General features: G+C 59.6%; 14 protein-coding genes and 2 pseudogenes. 10 read left to right on the top strand and 6 right to left on the bottom strand.

The genetic code is table 11. The annotated features are described in order from the left end of the window. Positions 1 to 3: 3 nt before the first annotated feature. A complete protein-coding gene (gene trxA / locus AC1D1L_RS24730) occupies positions 4 to 324 on the bottom strand; it encodes a thioredoxin (protein WP_010913498.1) in 321 nt (106 codons plus the stop codon). A gap of 396 nt (positions 325 to 720) precedes the next feature. Here trxA and AC1D1L_RS24725 point away from each other — a divergent pair. Next, positions 721 to 927, top strand: a pseudogene (locus tag AC1D1L_RS24725) (transposase); the annotation flags it as partial. Between the two features lie 215 nt (positions 928 to 1,142). Here the strand turns inward: AC1D1L_RS24725 and AC1D1L_RS24720 are convergent. From AC1D1L_RS24720 to AC1D1L_RS24710, 3 genes and pseudogenes are all read right to left on the bottom strand, one after another. Beyond that, a pseudogene (locus tag AC1D1L_RS24720) lies at positions 1,143 to 1,614 on the bottom strand (transposase); the annotation flags it as partial. A gap of 147 nt (positions 1,615 to 1,761) precedes the next feature. Beyond that, on the bottom strand, positions 1,762 to 2,052 hold the full coding sequence (locus AC1D1L_RS24715; RefSeq protein ID WP_010913496.1) for a DUF5996 family protein: 291 nt from the start codon (positions 2,050 to 2,052) through the stop codon (positions 1,762 to 1,764). A gap of 700 nt (positions 2,053 to 2,752) precedes the next feature. Continuing rightward, on the bottom strand, positions 2,753 to 3,748 hold the full coding sequence (locus AC1D1L_RS24710; protein ID WP_477344043.1) for a LysR substrate-binding domain-containing protein: 996 nt from the start codon (positions 3,746 to 3,748) through the stop codon (positions 2,753 to 2,755). Between the two features lie 107 nt (positions 3,749 to 3,855). Here AC1D1L_RS24710 and AC1D1L_RS24705 point away from each other — a divergent pair, with 107 nt between their 5' ends. From AC1D1L_RS24705 to AC1D1L_RS24670, 8 genes are all read left to right on the top strand, one after another. Then, the gene (locus AC1D1L_RS24705; RefSeq protein WP_477344042.1) at positions 3,856 to 5,388 is read left to right on the top strand and encodes an ATP-binding cassette domain-containing protein; all 1,533 of its coding nucleotides are present in this window, start codon (positions 3,856 to 3,858) and stop codon (positions 5,386 to 5,388) included. Continuing rightward, positions 5,385 to 6,389, top strand: a complete 1,005-nt coding sequence (locus AC1D1L_RS24700; protein ID WP_010913493.1) for an ABC transporter permease — start codon at positions 5,385 to 5,387, stop codon at positions 6,387 to 6,389. Before AC1D1L_RS24705 ends, AC1D1L_RS24700 begins: the two co-directional genes overlap by 4 nt. Positions 6,390 to 6,411: 22 nt before the next feature. After that, positions 6,412 to 7,374, top strand: coding sequence for a substrate-binding domain-containing protein (locus AC1D1L_RS24695; RefSeq protein WP_010913492.1), 963 nt, complete (start codon positions 6,412 to 6,414; stop codon positions 7,372 to 7,374). A gap of 65 nt (positions 7,375 to 7,439) precedes the next feature. Next, positions 7,440 to 8,333, top strand: a complete 894-nt coding sequence (locus tag AC1D1L_RS24690) for an amidohydrolase family protein (RefSeq protein WP_477344041.1) — start codon at positions 7,440 to 7,442, stop codon at positions 8,331 to 8,333. Positions 8,334 to 8,373: 40 nt separating this feature from the next. Further along, on the top strand, positions 8,374 to 9,126 hold the full coding sequence (locus AC1D1L_RS24685) for an SDR family NAD(P)-dependent oxidoreductase (protein WP_477344039.1): 753 nt from the start codon (positions 8,374 to 8,376) through the stop codon (positions 9,124 to 9,126). Between the two features lie 19 nt (positions 9,127 to 9,145). Beyond that, a complete protein-coding gene (locus AC1D1L_RS24680; RefSeq protein WP_477344114.1) occupies positions 9,146 to 9,985 on the top strand; it encodes a transketolase in 840 nt (279 codons plus the stop codon). Next, complete coding sequence (locus AC1D1L_RS24675; protein WP_477344038.1) at positions 9,982 to 11,004, top strand: transketolase family protein; 1,023 nt, start codon at positions 9,982 to 9,984, stop codon at positions 11,002 to 11,004. Before AC1D1L_RS24680 ends, AC1D1L_RS24675 begins: the two co-directional genes overlap by 4 nt. 698 nt (positions 11,005 to 11,702) lie before the next feature. Beyond that, entirely contained in the window at positions 11,703 to 15,140 is a 3,438-nt protein-coding gene (locus AC1D1L_RS24670; RefSeq protein ID WP_477344037.1) for a class I SAM-dependent DNA methyltransferase, read from the top strand. Positions 15,141 to 15,322: 182 nt separating this feature from the next. On the opposite strand, the gene AC1D1L_RS24665 is transcribed toward AC1D1L_RS24670, so the two are convergent. Together AC1D1L_RS24665 and AC1D1L_RS24660 are read right to left on the bottom strand one after the other, a co-directional pair. Further along, positions 15,323 to 15,781, bottom strand: a complete 459-nt coding sequence (locus AC1D1L_RS24665; protein ID WP_477344036.1) for a HEPN domain-containing protein — start codon at positions 15,779 to 15,781, stop codon at positions 15,323 to 15,325. Between the two features lie 49 nt (positions 15,782 to 15,830). Then, positions 15,831 to 16,907 (bottom strand): GmrSD restriction endonuclease domain-containing protein, encoded by a 1,077-nt coding sequence (locus AC1D1L_RS24660; protein ID WP_477344035.1) that lies wholly within the window; start codon positions 16,905 to 16,907, stop codon positions 15,831 to 15,833. A gap of 457 nt (positions 16,908 to 17,364) precedes the next feature. Here AC1D1L_RS24660 and AC1D1L_RS24655 point away from each other — a divergent pair. Next, positions 17,365 to 19,856: DUF4011 domain-containing protein (locus AC1D1L_RS24655; RefSeq protein WP_477344034.1), on the top strand; the 2,492-nt coding region annotated here is incomplete at its 3' end.

Genomic DNA, 19,856 nt, shown 5'->3' with positions numbered 1-19,856 from the left:
CGATCAGGCAGCGTTCGAAATCCAGTTCAAAAGAGCTGTCTTCGGTTTGGCGCCGACCGAGAAATCGGCCACTTCGCCGCCCTTGAAGATCGCGAGCGCCGGAATGGAGCGCACGCCCAATTGGGCGGCGAGTTCCGGGTTTTCATCGATGTTGAGCTTGGCGACCTTGATCTTGCTTTCCATCTCGACGGAGATTTCCTCGAGGCTCGGAGCAATCATCTTGCAGGGATCGCACCATTCGGCCCAGAAATCGACGACGACGGGTGCTGCGGATTCCAGAACTTCCGACTGGAAGTTATTTATATCGACTTTCACGGTAGCCATGGCTGCTCCTTCTCATCGGCCGCTCCAGTTTGCGCTTCCTCTACCGGAGCTGAAGTTCCGGCTTCATGTTGGACCCGACACTGATCCTGATCGGCAAGATCGAGATATTTCTCGCCGTGACCGAGAGCAATGGGATCCGGGGGGAAGTATCTGCTTCACAAGCGGCAAAATACCCGCCATTATCAAGGAGCGTACTCAATCCACGTGATAGCCGAACGCTGTTTCCACTTTGACTGAGCCTCGGGTGAGATGATGTAAGTTTTCCGAGCGGCAAGTGGACCTCCGTTCAATATCGAATGCGCCGATTTGAGCGTGTCCTTTAATGAAGATCCAAAATTCTGAAGCGTCAACGTCGAAACGGGTTACACTCGTAATATGGATAGATCGGACATGCTGGACTTGGCTCGCAAGCATGGGATCTCCGAAGCGACGATCTACAATTGGAAGGCCAAATTCGGCGGCATGGACGTTTCCGAGGCGAAGCGGCTGAGGGCCTTGGAAAAGGAGAACGCGAAGCTGAAGAAGCTTCTGGCTGAGCAGATGCTCGACGCGGCCGCCCTTCGCGAGCTGCTTTCAAAAAATGTTGACCCGCCCCGTGTAAGGGTCGTTTCGATCAGGACGATGCAGTCTGCACAAATGTATCCGGCCTCTTGCAAGTGGGCCGCTGTCGCGGCCAGGCCATGATGAGATCCGCCCGTGCGGTTCCCAAATAAATGGTGGTCGGGCTCACAACCCGCTTTTTTGCACAGGGCTTATGGCGCGCCGATCGACTGTCTCGTCCTCACTTTCACGAGCCTCGCAGTCTGGAACAAATGGGATCAGCTAGAGGCCGGATCCCGCCGTTCGTAGCTTGCGCCGGGCTTAGTCATCACTACCCATGCGATCCGCCCAATCTTGGCCGCCAAGGCGACGGTGACCTTGTTAGTGTGCATGCGTGCCTGAAGTCCATCAAGCCAGGCGCCAAGGTGATATCGCGAGCGATCAAGGTGTGTCACGCAGGAGCGGGCGCCATGGATGATCATCCGGCGCAGATATCGGTTGCCGCGCTTGCTTATTCCCAACAGCTTCGTTTCTCTCCCGTAGAGTATTCTCTGGGAACAAGACCCGAGCTGCCATATCGCGGGCCTCTTTGAACTGTCGGGCAGATCCAGCTGCTGCCAAAAGCGCCCTCGCCGCGAGTGGACCAATGCCCGGGATAGTCATTAATCGACGTGCGGTATCGCTTTGAAAGGCAATCGCCTCGCGGTTGACTTCAGCAATCCGCAGCTCCATCTGCCGCAGCTCGTCGAACGTGTAGATGCAAGAATGCGACGCATACCCGAAGCTACCCCAGAAGAGATGAACGGGGCTGACTTTGCCCAAATATGAGGCCCGGAACCTTTGGACCACTACCGACACTGATATGAACGCCCTAAAGACCGCGCGACAGCCTCGCTGTCATAGGGCCGCTCGATCAGCGCATGCGACGCGTGCTGTCCGTCCATCGGTGGATGTACCGACAAGCTGGTGATCGACAAGGTCGAAGCTCAACTCGATCTCACCCACGCTATCCGGCACCAGGCCGGTGGTGAACCCACGGGCGTTCGGGTAGAACATCGCATGCCATGAGTGGTTCACCCACGGTGTTCGCGCGAGCCGATATTTGCCAACGATCTGTGCGTAGAGCTGCAGCGCAGCGGCTGTATCGCGCCACGGCAGATATGGGATATCCGGCCACCTCTCATCCATGTCTCACTCCATGTCTCCGCCGTGAATAGAGAATCGATCCATTTTGCGCCCGATTGACAGGTCCCGACCTGACCGCAGCCTGCGTTCTTAGGCACCTGGATACGCCCAAATGGTACATGATCGGACTGACGATGAACGAGGCCGCGAGCTCCTGCGCAGTCGGACCGGCAAACACTTCGGTGACGGCGATCGTTCGAGGCTCTCCCGATTTGTGAAAGCAATCGAGGAGACAATCCGAGCCAAACTCAGAAATAGTCGGATCGGCCCCAGAGATAAGGTTCAGGAGCGATGGGGCTGGGGGAACGGCAATATTCGGGAACAGAACCAATCCACTGAAGAATTTTGTTGGTATTTCTGTTGGCTTGAGCGGCCGTCGGCCAGCGCTAACCGCTTAGAACTAAGTCCAGATTTCCCCCGCTTGGATTCCGCCTGGGCGGGTGAGCCCAATGCGCATATTGACCGATTTCAAGCGTCGCATTTCAAAAGATTGCTTCGCTGTGGCCTAGACCCTGCCACGGTGTCGATGAGGCTGCGAAAATCCGGTCGACCTTCGCTGCGAACTGCAACGTGCGACCGGAGGCCACAAGCGCAAGGCTGTGTCAGTACGCCTGATCTGAAATTTCGCGGGAGGGCCGAGAGCTGCCTCGATTATTCCGAACGATGCAAGCGAAAGACCACCAGTTCTCTTCTGAAATCCTGATCACAACATCGTTGCCGCTCTGTCATCCGGCGTGCCAAAATGAGGGCGTCGTTCGAACGATATATGCAGCCCGCTCTCCGACAAAAACTGACGTGCGCGATCGGTGTCGCGCTGGCCAACCCGAGATACCCAATCGGAAAACAGGCGGACCGCGCGCCGGTTCATGTGCCTGGAAGGACAGACCAGCCAATAGCCGGGAAACTCAATGACGTCGAACTCGGTCGATACCGGCACCAGGGAACCCGACACGAGATCCTCGAACGCGATTGTCGTGCTTTCCAGGACCACGCCTGCTCCGTCCTTGGCCAATTGAACCGACATTGACGAACGGTCGAAACGGTAGGGATACGTCATGCGGGCGCCCTGGATACCGTTGCGCGGCAGCCAATAGTCCCACCGGAAATAGGCCTTCACGCTGTCGATCAGTCTCGCATGGCGAAGCTGCTCGCGCGGATCGACTGACAGTCCGCGCAGCTCCGCCAGATAGGATGGCGAGCACATCGGAAGGATGAGGTCGTTGACGACGCAATCGGAGTAAAGGCCAGCCCAGCCACCGTCGCCATAGCGTAGATCGAGATCGATGACCTCGGTTTCGAAGTCCGAGAAATTGGGCGTGGCGTCCACCCGCAGGTTCCAGCTCGGATAGTCCTTGCTGAACTCAGCCAACCGGGGCGCCAACCACTTCTCGCCGAAAGAAGGACTGACGCGAAGGCTGAGCTGGAAGCTTTCGCGCTGGCGAACAATGGCATTTCGCACCTCACGAATGGATTCGAAGGCCTGGGTCGTGGTCTGGAAAAGTCGTTCGCCGTCGATGGTCAGCGAGAGATGGCGCTTTTCTCGCTGGAAAAGCCGCACGCCGAGTTGGTGTTCGAGCAACCGCAGTTGCTGGCTGACCGCTGAAGGTGTCACCTGCAACTCCTGCGCAGCCTTTGCCACGCCGCCGAGCCGGGCGACGGCCTCGAAATGGGTCATCGAATTGAACTTGATATCCGACATCTTTCTGGTCAGTTAGTTAAGTTCAGCTACACAGAATGTTAAGAAACGAGAATTGAGCCGAATGTCAATCAGTCGCATGATCCTGTCGTCTCGGGAGGAGATACAGGATGGAACCGGGTTCAACCCAAAGCTTGGGTAGCGCCGGCAACGTGCCGGGAGTTGGACAGGTATCGACCAGGAAGCCCCTGATCGAAGCTGCCAATGTCGAAAAAAGTTATGGCGCAACCCGTGTCCTACGAGGTGTGAGCTTTCAGGTCCGGGCTGGCGAAATCCACGCGCTCCTGGGAGGTAACGGCGCCGGCAAAAGCACTCTCATCCGCATCATCACGGGGCTGACATCACGCGATGCCGGCGAAATTAACGTCGCCTCGTCGAAGGCCGGCCGCACCAGCCCGATCATCGCGGTGGTGCATCAGGAGCTAGCGCTGTTGCCCGAGCTGTCGGTCGCGGAAAACATCGGCATCGTACATGCAAGGTCGGGCTGGTCGCAGATCAGCCGTCGCCGCATGCGTGAAATTGCCCTTAGAGCGCTCCAGCTGATCGACCCGGCGATCGGCGAAGAGATCATCGATCTGCCAGCACGCAAATTGTCGCTTCATGAAGGCCAGATTGTCGAGATCGCTCGTGCCCTTTCCACTGGAGCAGAAGTCCTGCTTCTCGACGAGCCCACGGCCAACCTCACCGCCGGCGAGACAGCCAAACTCTTCTGGGTGCTCAAGCGGTTGGTGCACGAGGAAGGCATCGGCATCGTCTTTGTTTCTCACCGCATGCGGGAAATCCGCGCGCTCTGCGATGTCTGCACGATTTTGCGCGATGGCGCCACGATCGCCAATGCCACGTCACTTGCCCTGCTTAGCGACGCCGAGATCGTCCAGCAGATGGGACAACCCGCACAGGGTCCGGCAATGCACCGCAACCCGCAAAAACGCCGCCGACAGGGCGCCCCCGTCGAACTCCTTGGCCCTGGAGATGTCAGGATCGCGATTTCGTCTGGCACCATCCTGGGACTGGCCGGCGCACCCGCGGGTCCGACCGGTCTCATAGCTCCCCTTGTGGGCGCCGGGCTTGGAGCTGGCTGGCGCCTTTCCGGAGAGGGTTTTGCCGACCGGTTCTCGTCTCCAGCGGCAGCGGCGCGCGCAGGCATTGGCTTCGTCTCGGGCGACCGGGCAACCAAGGGCATCCTTTCTCAGCTTCCCATCGTCGACAACGTGCTTGCAGCACGCAGGGTTCGCGAGAGGCGGCGGATCGTTGCCGCGGCCGAGAGGCAGGAATGTCGCGATCTCGTTTCGGCGCTGAAGTTGAAAGCCGCCTCGATCTGGGACCTGCCGGCTTCGCTGTCCGGCGGCAACCAGCAAAAGCTTCTCGTCGCACGCTGGCTTGGGTTGCCGCTCAGGATGGTGGTGCTGGAAGAGCCGACGCGGGGCGTCGACATCGGCACCAAGCATGACATTTACGGCTTGATCCGGGAGATGGCCGACGCCGGCGCGATCATCATCTGGTGGTCGACCGAGAATGTCGAACTGCTCGAGCTTTGCGATGCCATTTTCGCCTTCGACACCGATGGGCAGCCAAAGGGATTCCTGCCTGAGGAGCACTACACCGAAGACGGGCTCGCCGAACTGACGGGGATGGCGGCATGACCGACGCGACCAACGGCAACACGACCACCAGCAAACTCCGGAGCGCCACGTCACGCGTCCCAGCAGTTCTTTTGTCCTACCGCACGGAAGCCGCGATTGCAGCGGCAATCGTGGTCCTGCTGCTGGCCGTTGGCATGTTCGTGCCCGCCGCACTCAGCATGGGTAATTTGCAAAACATCGTCCAGGCCGCCGCGCCTCTCATCATCATGTCGCTCGGTGTTTTGCTGGTCGTGGTCACCGGCGGCATCGATCTTTCGGTCGGTTCAGTCTTTTCCCTGACCGGGATGGTGACCGCGCTGGCGATGGCCAATGGCGCTGACGGACTGACCGCCAGCGCCGCCGGCCTGGCGGTCGGCTTGGGGTTCGGCGCGATCAATGGTCTTCTGGTCACGGTCGTCGGGCTCGCGCCTTTCGTCGTCACGCTCATCACCTACGCGGTGGCGGGCAGCCTGGCCTTCATCGTCACCAACGGCCGTTCGATGCCGATCGGCGCACCGGATTTCTGGCTCCTGAATTCCGGCGAGATCGTCCCCGGCATGCCCAACCATCTCGTGGTCTGCATCGTACTGATGGTCGCGCTGGAATATGTGCTGCGCAAGGTCGTGGTCGGACGCTGGTTCTATGCCGTCGGCTCGTCGGCAATTGCGGCCCGGCTGCTTGGCATCCCGGTTCTGCGCATCAAGTTCGCGGCCTATGTCGCTTCGGGCCTGCTTGCCTCTTTGGCGGGGCTGCTGACGGTCAGCTACATCCTCAACGCCGAAGCCACGGCAGGGGCGAGCCTGATGCTGCAGGCGATTGCCGCTGTGGTCATTGGCGGGGCCAGCCTTTTTGGCGGAACCGGCAGCGCGATCGGCGCCGTGCTGGGCGCGCTGATGATCACCTGCATCCAGAACGGTGTGAACCTCATTGGCGTGAACAGCTTCTGGCAAGGCTCCGTCACAGGCGCCGCAATCCTGCTCGCGGTTTTGATCGACCGCTTCAGCAACAAGAACCGCATCTAGATCATCAACGGGAGGAACCAAGATGAAGTTGAAGAGCATCCTGATTGCAGCTTTGGCGACGGCCGCCTTGTCAAGCGCGTCGTACGCCGAAGACAAGAAGACCGTCGCCTACATCGCCCCATCGCTCGACATTTCCTATTGGCAATGGGTCGGCTACGGCGTGAAGGAGAAGGCCAAGGAACTCGGCATGGACTATGTCGAGTACACGTCGGAAAACTCACCCGCCAAGCAGATGGACAATGCCAGGACCGCGGTGACCAAAGGCGTCTCGGCCATCGTGATCGGCCCCGTCAGCTCGACATCGACACCGCCGCTGCTCGACTATCTGGCGAAGCAGAAAGTGCCGATCGCATTCGCCGGCATCGGGCCGCAGCCAGGCCTCACCAACTACACATGCTCGGTCACCGCCAACAACTATGAGACCGGCAAGGCGCAAGGCAAATTCACCTGCGAGCTCGCCAAGGAGCGTGGCGGCAACAAGGTTGGCATGCTGTCGCTGCCGCAGGATCGGGAGAATGCGCAGAAATATCTCAAGGGCGCCAAGGAAGCCTTCGCCGCCAACGGGTGCGACCTCGTCCAGATACTGGAAACACGCGGCCTCACCATCAACGAAGCCGTCACCCAGGCAAACGACCTCTTAACCGCCAATCCCGACGTCAAGGCCATTTACGGTATGTATGACGAAGCCGGCACCGGCGCCGCCAAGGTTGCCGAGACCCGCGGCCTGACCGGCAAGATCGGCATTACCGTTGCAGACGGCTCGCCCACGACGATCGCGCTGCTCAAGAAGGGAGCGATCCAGGGCATCTTCTTCCAGGAGGCGGTCGGCCAAGGCATCGACGGCACCCAACAGGTCTACAACGCCTTGACGGGCGCGCCGGTGACCCAGGATCTGGCCCTGGTCATGCCGCTCGTTACCGCCGACAAGGTCGACAGTCCCGAGGCCAAGAAGGTCATCGCCCGCGTCTTTCCCCCGAGCAACTGACCGCCACCCAATGGACCCGCCGGCAGAGGCCGGCGGGTCCAGATCCCGAGCGAGGAATCCTGACCGTGGCCGAGCTGCCGTTCATCGATCCGCACCATCATCTCTGGGACCTGGAAGTTAATTACTATCCGTGGCTGACCGACGGGGTTAAGCCGTCGGCCTTCGGCGACTACGAAGCGATCCGCAAGAGCTATCGTCTCGACGACTATCTTGAGGACGCCAGGAACCAGAACCTCGTGAAATCGGTGCATCTGGACGTTGGGTTCGATCCCAGCGATCCGGTCGGGGAGACGCGCTGGCTGCAGGAGATCGCCAACAAGCGAGGCTTTCCGCATGGCATCGTCGGCTATGCCGACCTGTCCAAACCCGATGTCGGCGAACTCCTCGACAGGCACCTGGAGTATCCGAACTTCCGGGGTATCAGGCAGTCGATGAACTATCATGCAGACCCCGCCAAGACCTATCAGGCGCGGCCAGAGGTCAGCCGGACGCCAGAATGGCGACGCGGCTTCCGGGAACTGGCAAAGCGCCGGCTAAGCTTCGACCTGCAGCTCTATTATCCGCAGATGGAAGAGTTTCTCCAGCTCGCGCGCGACTTTCCCGACGTCCAGATCATTCTCAATCACACCGGCATGCAGGTCGATGGCCCTAAGCGTTTCGAGGCCTGGAAAAAAGGCATGCACCGATTGGCGCAAGCGCCGAACGTCGCCTGCAAAATCTCCGGTCTCGGCATGGGCGACTGGTCCTGGACCACGGCGTCGATCCGCCCCTATGTCGAGGAGGCGATCGCGGCCTTTGGTGTTGGCCGCAGCATGTTCGCGACGAACTTTCCGGTCGACAAGCTTTTCTCGAGCTTCGACGCGGTCGTGAACGCCTTCAAGGAGATCACACGATACTACCCGCACGAGGAGCGGCTTGCGTTGTTCCATGACAACGCAGCCCGGTACTACCGGCTCTAGACCATCCGCCGAAACAATTGAAACAGCAGGAGACTTTGACATGTTGCTGAAGGGCAAGGCCGTCGTGATTTCGGGTGCCGCGAGCCCCCGGGGAATTGGCCGCTCCACGGCAACGCTGATGGCGGAGCAAGGCGCGCGCATTGCTATTCTTGACCTTGATGAGGAACAAGCCCGTGACGCCGCGGCGTCGCTTGGACCCGAGCACATCGGCCTCGCCTGCAATGTCGCCGACCTCGATGCCTGCAAGAGGGCTGCGGCAGAAGTGACCGAAGCGTTCGGAAGGGTCGATGTGTTATGCAACATTGCCGGGATCACGCAGCCCGTAAAGACACTGGACATCGGCCCGGCCGACTGGGACCGCATCCTCGATGTCAATCTGCGCGGCGTGCTCTATCTCAGCCAGGCCTTCATCCCGCATATGCGTGAAACTGGCGGCGGCTCGATCATCTGCATGTCGTCGGTTTCAGCGCAACGCGGCGGCGGCATCTTCGGTGGCCCGCATTACTCAGCCGCCAAGGCGGGTGTGCTCGGGCTCGCCAAGGCCATGGCACGCGAATTCGGGCCTGACGGCATTCGTATCAACTGCGTCACGCCCGGCCTGATCCAGACCGACATAACCGGCGGCAAACTGACCGATGCCATGCGCGCTGACATCATCAAGGGTATCCCGCTCAGTCGCCTGGGCGATGCGCGTGACGTGGCGGGCGCCTACCTCTTCCTCGCCTCCGATCTGGCCAGCTACATCACCGGCGCCGTTATCGACGTCAATGGGGGGATGCTGATCCATGGCTGACGGGACAACGGAATTCGAGATGCCACGCGCGGGCAGCAATGTCAGCCTTGCCGAACGCGCCTATCGCATCCGTCGACATGCCGTGCGCATGGGCGAAGTCCAGGGCCAGGGCTATATCGGGCAGGCGCTCGGCGTCGCCGATGTGCTTGCGGTCGCCTATTTCCATGCACTTCGCTACCGGCCGGACGACACGCTGTGGGAAGGACGCGATCGCTTCCTCCTATCCATCGGACACTATGCGATCGCACTCTACGCGGCATTGATCGAAGCAGGCGTGCTGCCGGAGGAAGAGCTCGAGACCTACGGTACCGACGACAGCCGCATGCCGATGTCCGGCATGGCGGCGTACACACCTGGCATGGAGATCACCGGCGGCTCGCTTGGCCACGGCCTTGGCATCGCCGTCGGCATGTGCCTGGGGCTGAAACGCAAGCGGAGCGGCAGTTTCGTCTACAATCTGATGTCCGATGGTGAGCTCGGCGAGGGCTCGACTTGGGAAGCAGCGATGTCGGCCGCACACCACGGGCTCGACAATCTCATCGCCATCGTCGACTTCAACAATCAGCAAGCCGACGGCCCATCGACCGCGATGCTTTCCTCCGAGCCGGTAACCGACAAGTTCGAGGCGTTCGGCTGGCACGCACAGCGTGTCGATGGCAACGACATTGAGGCAGTCCGCATGGCCTTCGATCTAGCGCGCGGGCTGAAGGAACCCTGCCCGCGTGTCATCGTCTGCGACACTCGCATGGCCAAGGGCGTCCCGTTCCTTGAATCCCGCGACATCGCACACTTCATTCGGGTCGAGCCGCACGAATGGACGCTGGCCCTCGAAGCTTTGGAAAGGGGACGTTCGCAGTGAGGCTGTCAAAGTTCGCACCGCGCCACGCCGTCAACGCGGGTGAGCGCAAAACCACGTCGGCAATGATCGCCTCGATTGCGCCCGATGGCATTGCGACCCGCAACGCGCCGTTTGGGCACACACTCGCCAGATTGGCACACCAGCGGCCCGGGATCGTCGGGCTGACAGCGGATCTCGCAAAGTATACAGACCTTCATGTCTTCGCGCAGGAGCATCCCGACCGCTTCTATCAAATGGGGATGGCCGAACAGGTGCTGATGAGCGCCGCCGCAGGCCTGGCGCGGGAGGGTTTTACGCCCTTTGCCACGACCTACGCGGTCTTTGCCTCGCGACGTGCCTACGATTTCATATGCATGGCGATTGCCGAGGAGAACCTCGACATCAAAATTGTCTGCGCTCTGCCGGGATTGACCACCGGCTACGGCCCCAGCCACCAGGCGACGGAAGACATCGCGATTTTCCGCGGCATGCCGAACCTGACGATCATCGATCCATGCGACGCGCTCGACATCGAACAGGCCACGGAGGCGATCGCGGACTACAAGGGGCCGGTCTACATGCGGCTGTTGCGGGGCAAGGTCCCCGTCGTGCTCGACGAATATGATTACACATTCCAGATCGGCAAGGCGCGGCTGCTGCGCGACGGTGCGGATGTGCTGTTCATTTCCAGCGGGCTGATGACCATGCGCGTGCTGGAGGCCGCGAAGGCGCTTGAAGCGGACCGCATCGACTGCGCGGTGCTGCACGTGCCGACCATCAAGCCGCTCGATACGGACGCAATCCTTGCCGCCGCGCGCCGGGCTGGACGGATGGTGGTCGTTGCGGAGAACCACACGATGATCGGCGGGTTGGGCGAAGGTGTCGCTGGCCTGCTGATGCGCGAGGGCGTGACCCCTGTCTTCCGCCAGATCGCACTGCCCGACGAATTTCTCGACGCCGGCGCGCTACCGACACTTCACGACCGCTACGGGATCTCAACATCAGAGATCGTGCGCCGCGTACGCAAGTGGGTGAAATAGATACGAGGTCCTGACGCGTAACCAGGCTTGGGGTCTGACCCTATGGTGCCAATGTGCCCCTGAAACGCGGTTTCTAGCGTGAAGGCGATCCGCGGCATGGTCAGCGCCGGGAATGCTCCCTGACGCGTCGCTCCTGCGACGCTTTCTCCGGCAAGCGATCGCGCGTCAGCCAGGCGAGCATGGCTCGTGAAGCAACGCTCCCCTCGCGCATCCCGGTCTTGTACTCCCTTCGCATGTTCTTGGCGAGCTCGACCAATCGCAAGACAGCACGCTATGGACGGGGCCGCCCCCGCTGCAGTTCGGCGATGACAGATCGACCAAATCGTCGAGCGCGCAGGGCAGCCGAGGCAGCACTGAAGTTCCACACTGCCATTTATGCGACTTTTCGAGCACAAACCAGGAACATCTGGCCGGTTTCCATTCATCGCCCAAGGCCAATTTCGCGCTGGAAAAAAACAAAATGGGGGAGTTCAGAAATGGCCACAACGGGGCAGTAAGCCGACGGCCCGCTTCAAGAGAACTCATCAAAAAGCAGACGACAAATAGGATCATTGAGGTGTGTAGAAGCATTCGGCCGCATCTCTCCTTTCTCGCAAGCGACTGCGCCGTCAAAGCCTGAAGTCAGTAGCACTTTATCAGCAGAGGACGGAACTCACCCCCTTTATCGGTTTGGTAACTACGCAATGCCAGATTATTGCGTGGAACAAGAAAAGAATATTAATAGAGAATTACCGATCGCCGATTTTATCAGGCGATGGTCCAATCTTGATGGCGGTCAAGAACGGGCAAATTATTCTCTTTTCTTGGCAGAGCTGTGTGATGTGATAGGAGTCCGGCGACCCGATCCTGCATTGGCCGCCCATGACTTCAACGACTACGTATTCGAACGGCGCGTTGAAAGAAAACGTCCGGACGGTACGACCGAAGCTGGGCGCATCGATCTCTACAGGCGAGGTTGCTTTATACTCGAGGCAAAGCAGAGCCGCCTCCGTGGCGGCAAGAAAGCGGTGCCTGAAGGCCAGGCAGACCTGTTCGCCGCTGCGGAACGAGGACCCGCTGACACGGTGGTGCCTGGCCTCGATCACGTCATGGTCCAGGCGCGCCGGCAGGCCGAGCGATATGCAGCTTCGTTGCCCTCCGACCATCCATATCCGCCCTTCATCATCGCGTGCGATGTGGGACGAGCGGTCGAGCTCTACGCTGATTTTTCCGGTCACGGACGCCACTACGCCCAGTTTCCCGATGCGCGGCAGTTTCGCATCGAACTCAGCCAGCTAGCCTGCCCGAATACCCGCGAACTGCTGCGTGCGGTATGGGAACAACCTCAATCACTTGATCCAGCACAGAAGACGGCCAAGGTTACCAGAGAGATTGCCGGGCAGCTGGCAGAAATCTCGAAGGCCCTCGAAGGACGAGGCTTCGAGGCCGGCAGCGTAGCAGTTTTCCTCATGCGGTGCCTCTTCACGATGTTCGTCGAAGACGTGGGGCTGCTCCGCAAGAAGGGCTTCACGCAGCTTCTGACGAAGTGCCTCGACGATCCCACGCGGTTTACCTTCGAAATCGACGACCTCTGGCGGCATATGGATCGCGGAGACTATTCGCCCGGCATCGGCGAGAGACTGCTTCGGTTCAATGGCAAACTCTTCAAGAATGCCGCGTCGCTGCCGCTGACCAAGGACGAAATACGCCTTCTCCGCGATGCCTCGGATGCCGATTGGCGCGATCTCGAACCTGCAATATTCGGCGCTCTGTTCGAACAGGCACTGGACCCGATCGAGCGCAAGCGTCTCGGTGCGCATTACACGCCCCGCGCCTATGTCGAACGGGTTGTGGATGCCACAGTTATCGAACCCCTCACCAACGACTGGATCGGCCATCAATCGGCAGCGGAGCGTGCGATTCGCAACGGCTCAAAGGCGGCCGCCATTCACGAGGTTGAAGACTTCCTTAGGCATCTAGCATCCGTGCGGGTGCTCGATCCGGCATGTGGCACGGGGAATTTCCTGTACGTCGCCCTCCGCCGGATGAAGCAGTTGGAAGGCGAGGCGCTCAAGCAATTGCAGGATATCGGCGGCGACGAAGCGGTCGCACGCGTCGCTGACATCTCGGTGAAGCCGGAGCAGTTCTTCGGCATGGAAATCAACAGGCGGGCGGTTGAGATTGCCGAGCTGGTACTCTGGATCGGATATATCCAGTGGCACATGCGGACCCGGTCCACCGTGCCTTCCGAACCGGTGTTGGGCAGCAGCGACCATGTTCACGCGAAGGATGCACTGATTACCTGGTCGGGCTATCCCCATCCGCATCTCAAGAGCGATGCGCTCGGCAAGCCCGTGCCCGACGGTCAAGGCAACGAAACCTACTTCTATCCGAACGCGATGAGCGCCGACTGGCCGGAGGCCGACTTCATTGTCGGCAACCCCCCGTTCATAGGCGGGAAGGATATTCGCGGGCGGCTGGGCGCGGGTTATGCCGAGGCCTTGTGGAGTGCCAACCCGCAGATGAATCCTGCAGCGGATTTCGTGATGTACTGGTGGGATCGGTCAGCCGATCTGCTCGTCAGGAAGGAAACCCGGCTGCGCCGCTTCGGTTTCGTTACCACGAACTCTATAACGCAGGTATTCCAGCGGCGAGTCCTTGAGAGACATCTGGCAGGCACTTCTCCAGTTTCGCTCGTGTTCGCCATTCCTGACCATCCATGGACCAAGGCGTCAAAGGACGCCGCTGCGGTCAGGATTGCCATGACCGTAGCTGAAGCCGGTGAACGAGATGGGGTTGTGCGCAACGTGACGAGAGAGGCAGACCTTGATACCGACGAGCCCACGATCGAGTTCGCTGAACGTGAGGGGAAGATCAATCCCGATCTCACGATCGGCGTAGATGTCACCAAATCGAAGGCACTGGTAGCCAACGACGCGATCTGCTCACCGGGCGTGAAGCTGCATGGAAATGGCTTCATCATCACGCGTGAAATAGCCTTTGAACTCGGCCTTGGAAAGCGGCCGGGTCTTGATCGGCATATCCGCGAATACCGAAACGGCAAGGATCTGACATCACGGCCGCGTGGGGTGATGGTTATCGACCTGTTCGGCACCGCCGCTGATGAGGTCAGACGAGAATTCCCCGAGGTCTATCAACACCTGCTGGATACGGTGAAGCCGGAGCGAGACCGAAACAATCGGGCCTCATATCGAGAGAAATGGTGGTGGTTCGGAGAGCCACGAAGGGAACTCCGGCCAGCATTGGACGGCTTGTCCCGTTACATCGCCACTGTCGAAACCATGAAGCACCGCATCTTCCAGTTCATGGAGGCCGAAGTGCTTCCAGACAACATGCTGGTCGCGATTGCATCGGATGATTCCTTCCATCTCGGCGTGCTATCTTCGAAGGTGCATGTGGCTTGGGCTTTGCGCACCGGAGGCCGCCAGGGCGTTGGCAACGATCCGAGGTATTCGAAATCCCTGTGCTTCGATCCCTTCCCGTTCCCCGACGCCGACGCCTCGGCCCGCGCCGAAATAGGTGCCATCGCTGAAGAACTCGATGAGACGCGCAAGCGGGTTCTTGCCGAGCATCCCGACCTGACTCTGACCACGCTTTATAATGTTCTCGAAGCTGTCCGGACGGGTGGTGCATTCTCGCAGAAGGATCAAGATGTCCGAAGCCAAGGCCGTGTTCTAATCCTGCGCGAGCTTCATGATCGGCTGGACGCCGCCGTTGCGAAATCCTATGGGTGGCACGCGGATATTGGCGTCGAACAAATCCTCGACAGCCTGGTCAGGCTGAACGAAGTGCGTGCCGCCGAAGAGAGCCGGGGCTTCATCAAATGGCTGCGGTCCGAGTATCAGATCGACAAGATCGGGCCGCTGGCGCATCGTGGCGACCGCGTCCAAGCCATCCTGGCGACCAAGGTCAAGGCGAAGATGACACCGTTCCCGGCGGCACGACTGGACCAGGCGCGGGTCGTCCTCGACCTCATGGCGCGTGCGAAAGCGCCCCTATCAGCAGAGGAAATCGCCGTAACCTTCACATCCCCGGACGAAACCGTCGCCGATGTGCGCGACGTCCTTCAATCCCTGGTGCGGCTTGGGCAGGCTGAAAGTTACGACCAAGGAAGAAGCTTCTTCCGAGCGTCGTAGGAGTTTCTCTTTCGACAAGACTTGTCTCCAGGCACCACATATTGCAGGGTAATGCGGGATTAGGACAAGTGCAGCCATCCACGCGGCTCTCCTACAACAGGCAAGATTGCCTGCTCCCACCAACACCAGAAGACGCTGACCTCGTCCGATACTGGCGCCACCCAACGATTGAACGACCGCCCTCATTTGCCGCAGAAGGCATCGTCAAATGCGTAGAGAACCCTCTTTGCGAGGCGGTGGGTGGCAATGGCCTCTTCGATGGTGGTGTTGCGCACGCCGGCGTGGGCGAAGTCATGCCGCCAACTCAGCATCTGCTTATAGGCCTGCTCGATATTCTTGCCAACGCGGGCGTCGATACGCTTCCGTCGTTCATTGAGCAGGGCCTTGAACCTTACGGAGACGTTGTCGTCAAACGTTCCTGTGTAGCCGTGCAGGTCATTGATCGTGATCCGGCTGTTCAGCTTCTTGTAGTTGTTGGTGGCGAAATTCGCGAACGCAATGTGGTGACGGCCGGCGTAGCTGACCAAGGTTTCTTTAACGCAGGATTCGTATGAGGCGGCGATCGTCACAACCAAGAGTCCGGCAAGGTCTGCGCGGAAACCGGCGACGCCTTTGGTGGCCGGAGGAACGAACTGTTCCATCTCGACGACAAGCTTCTCGATTCGATCGAAATGGACATCGAGATCTGCCCTAGGCATTTGTCAGGATGTTTCTCGCCGCCTCAAGTCGTAGCCGCAAGACAGCCGTGTCTGTTGTGGCGCGGCTTACGAAGTCGGACAGAAACACGTCGTCGACCAGCGTCTCATACCGTACCTTGAGTTGTTCCGCCGTAATTTCCGGATGCTCGAGCAGGGTGACCATCACAGCCTCTAGCACCGCGGCGTTAATAATGCCCTTGGGACGGAAGGGGCTGGCCAGCGCAGCATTGACAGTGGCCACCGCTGCGGGAAAACGCTCAGTGAAGCGCTTAGCCCGATCCGAATCGAAGGAACGGTTAGCGTCCATCTGACTGTTGAGATACCTGAGCATCGGCTTTTCGTAGTCGGCCCACACTTCGAACAGGGCGAACAGGCGCAAAACCAGCTCGACGTCCTTCTGGTTCTTGTCTGGTTTCGAAATGCCCAGGATCTTGTGCCATCCGGGCGTCAAATTAAGGGCCTTCATGGCATCGACAATCTTGCCCCGGTATACGGCGTTGCGGATCTCCTGCGGCTTCAATTGGGTACCGCCGGTATTCAGGCGTTCGAAGATGTGGAAGACGCTGTCGTTCCTGATGCTCGGCTTCAGTTGCTTGATATTGATGGCGCGCAGCGTCGCATTCCGCAGCTTGCGTTGGTCGCGCGGCGAGAGCTCGTTGAACGTTTTGCCGTTGTATTCCGAGCGTTCCGATAAACCTTTCAGCTTGAAGATTTGCCTGCGATTCTGGTTGTCGGCTTCGCCGAACAGACCGTCGAAGAAGTACTTCACGCTCATGATGCGCTGTTGGCCGTCGATGACTTCGAGCAGGTCTTCGTCGTTGACGTAGAGAAACACCTGCGGAACCGGCAGCCCCATGAGGAAGGACTCAATCAATCGCGAGGCCTGTTCGATCTTCCAGACATACTTGCGCTGGTAGAAGGGAACAATGATATCGCCGCGGGTGACTTGGTTTGCCAGCAGTTCAAGCGTGGGGTCCGATGGCGCGACGGAGATATCGAACTCGACGAACGGTACCTCATCGTTTTCAGCCTCGGTGTTGAAGTCGTCGGCTTCATTTTCATCTGCCACGGTAGGACCCCTTAGAATTGGCCACAATAGACTGGACAGCACCCACAGCCGTCAATGCCATGGCGCTATGCGAGACACTGGATACACTGAATTCTTCGCAATATGCGGCTCGTGAACAAATGCGTGTAAGTCGGCCTCTTCGACGCACTCCCGCCATTCGTGTCCGGACGAACGCCGCAGTCCGGCCTCAAGCGAGCGATCAGCGCGGCTCAACGAAACGTGGAGGCAGCGCGGCTGCCTCGAAAGCTCCTCGAGCAACTGCCTCATCACAAATATCGTGAGGCACCGGCGGCAAGGATCACCAATCCCTGCAGAGGTCGACAACTGTCGAGCTGACGGAGGCGTTTTCGAGTTCAGAGATTCATGCTGCTGAAGAGCTAAGCGGCGACCATACCGAGAATTCACTTTCAAATTCTGGCCGCAAAGTTCTATCGTAAATGAAAATAGGGGACGGGGCATGGAAACGAGTTCGGACACTGGCGATGCCGCCGGTATATCAGCCGCGCCCGTAATAGAAGTCATGGCGGACATCGCCGCCAGCTTTACATATGCGTCCTTCCAAAATGCTATTCCGGTGATCCGGTCTATCGCACTCAATAACCCGACCCAGCAGGCTTTCGAAAAATGCACTCTCGAGCTGACATCGAACCCCCCTTTTTTGCGCGCCAAAAGCTGGACAATTGATCGGATCGTTGCTGGCGACCTGCTTCCCTTAAGCGATCGAAAAATCGATCTCGATGCCAGCTATCTGGCCGGTCTCAACGAGGCTGAGCGCGGGGAGATAACGTTGCGCCTAACCTCAGGAGGCGCAGTGCTGGCCGAACAGCGCGTTGCGGTGCGCCTGCTTGCTCGCGACGAATGGGGTGGCGTCATCGATATGGCGCAATTGCTGCCCGCGTTCGTCATGCCGAACGACCCGGCGATCGCAGGACTGCTGCGTTCCGCAGCGGAGCGGCTCGCAGCGCATGGTCATGCCTCCAGCCTCGATGGCTATCAAAGCGGCAATCCGCAACGCGCATTCATGCTGGCGGCCGCAATCTATTCGGCCATTGCCGGTCTATCGCTCCATTATGCTGAGCCACCTGCCAGTTTCGAAAGCCGAGGCCAAAAAATCCGACGCCCCTCGACAATTGCCGCGGAGAGGCTGGCAACCTGTCTCGATGCCAGTCTGTTGTTCGCGTCCGCCCTGGAGGCTACGGGCCTGCACCCCGTCGTGCTCATGTTCCAAGGCCACGCTGCCGTCGGCGCATGGATGACACAAAAGACGCTCGCCAACGCCATCGAAGCCGATGCCATGGAGATCCGCAAGGCGCTGGCATCGCGCGAACTGATCGTATTCGAGACGACCGGCGTAACGCATCGGCCCGCGATGACGCTGGAGGCTGCGCAACGAGCAATCGAACAGCGGCTCGACGAAGCGCAGGTGGGCACCTTTGTCGCCGCCATCGATATCCGCCGCTCCCGTAGCGGCGGCATTACGCCGCTTGCCTCGCACGAACCGATGCGTCGCAGCGTGGATGCCGAAGTAGCAACCGAAATCGTGCTGCCGCTGCCAACGGCACCGTCCGTAACAGCCCTGCCTGCCGACATCGTCGAGGTGAAGCCGACGACGGCGGCCGGGCGGATCGACCGCTGGCAGAAAAAGCTCCTGGATTTGACGCTGCGGAACCGCCTGCTCAATTTTCCGGACTCCAAAAAGACAATTCCGTTTCTTTGTACTGACGTCGGCTATCTCGAGGATCGCCTGATGGCGGGCGCTTCGATCAGGCTCATTTCGCTACCCGAACAGAATCCATTGGGCGAGCGTGATGCTGCCCTCTATCGCGAAGTCCATGGACGCGACCTGCAGCGCGGTTTTGCAGCAGAAGCGCTCCTGCGCGACGAGCTCCCATCGACGCTCGATGGACACCAATTGGAATCCCGACTGATCGATCTTTACCGACAAGTTCGCAACGACTTTGCTGAGGGCGGCGCGAATACGCTTTTCCTGGCGGTCGGCTTCCTGCGCTGGAAGAAAAAACCGGAGGACGAGCGCAGCTATCGCGCGCCATTGTTGCTCGTGCCGGTCAAAATCGAGCGCCGCAGCGCAACATCGCGTTTTACCTTGCGCTTTCATGAAGATGAGCCGCGGTTCAACGCAACCTTGTTGCAGTTTCTTGAGCGCGACTTCGAGCTCAAACTGCCACAGTTCTCTGGTGAGCTGCCCGAAGACGAAAGCGGCGTTGATGTGCCGCGTCTGCTAAGTCTCATGCGACAGGCAGTGCGCGACGTCCCCGGCATGGAGGTGGTAGACGAGACGGCGCTCTCAACCTTCTCCTTCGCCAAGTTTCTCATGTGGAAGGATCTGGTCGAGCGTACCGATGCGCTGCGCGAAAACCGCGTCGTACGCCACCTGATCGATACGCCGGAGATAGCGTTCGAGGGCAATGGTTCATCATTCCGGGACGAGCGCGAACTCGATCGGCACTATGCCCCGTCCGATATCGTTTCGCTGCTGCCGGCCGACTCTTCACAGACCGCGGCGAGCCTTGCCGCCGCTGAGGGTCGCGACTTTGTCATCATCGGTCCTCCCGGTACTGGCAAGAGCCAGACCATCGCCAACATGATTGCCAACTGTCTTTCAGTTGGCAAAACCGTGCTGTTCGTGGCCGAGAAGACGGCGGCGCTCGATGTGGTGTATCGCCGCCTTCGCGAACATGGCCTGGGCGCGCATTGTCTCGAACTCCATTCCAGCAAGGCGGACCGACGCAACTTTCTCAACCAGCTCAGGATCAGCTGGGAAAGCGGCGTGCGCGTGGGCGCAGCGGAGTGGATTGCGATCAACGAGCGGCTTCGCGTCCGTCGCGACGAACTGAATGCCTATGTCGAAGCGCTGCATCGGCGCCATATCAATGGTCTCACGCCCTATCTGGCGCTTGGCATCGCTCTCAAGAACAAGCAACAGCACGC

The sequence above is a fragment of the Mesorhizobium sp. P2_D6 genome (assembly GCF_056404315.1).
Note: the sequence above shows the minus strand (reverse complement) of the source record. Positions and strands in the feature narration are given on the sequence as shown.

Excerpts from the sequence above, each read along its gene's own strand:
- AC1D1L_RS24685 (WP_477344039.1), top strand. The coding sequence starts at position 8,374 with ATGTTGCTGAAGGGCAAGGCCGTCGTGATTTCGGGTGCCGCGAGCCCC.
- AC1D1L_RS24680 (WP_477344114.1), top strand. The coding sequence starts at position 9,146 with ATGCCACGCGCGGGCAGCAATGTCAGCCTTGCCGAACGCGCCTATCGC.
- AC1D1L_RS24715 (WP_010913496.1), bottom strand. The coding sequence starts at position 2,052 with ATGGATGAGAGGTGGCCGGATATCCCATATCTGCCGTGGCGCGATACA.
- AC1D1L_RS24710 (WP_477344043.1), bottom strand. The coding sequence starts at position 3,748 with ATGTCGGATATCAAGTTCAATTCGATGACCCATTTCGAGGCCGTCGCC.
- AC1D1L_RS24700 (WP_010913493.1), top strand. The coding sequence starts at position 5,385 with ATGACCGACGCGACCAACGGCAACACGACCACCAGCAAACTCCGGAGC.
- AC1D1L_RS24695 (WP_010913492.1), top strand. The coding sequence starts at position 6,412 with ATGAAGTTGAAGAGCATCCTGATTGCAGCTTTGGCGACGGCCGCCTTG.
- AC1D1L_RS24665 (WP_477344036.1), bottom strand. The coding sequence starts at position 15,781 with ATGGAACAGTTCGTTCCTCCGGCCACCAAAGGCGTCGCCGGTTTCCGC.
- AC1D1L_RS24705 (WP_477344042.1), top strand. The coding sequence starts at position 3,856 with ATGGAACCGGGTTCAACCCAAAGCTTGGGTAGCGCCGGCAACGTGCCG.
- trxA (WP_010913498.1), bottom strand. The coding sequence starts at position 324 with ATGGCTACCGTGAAAGTCGATATAAATAACTTCCAGTCGGAAGTTCTG.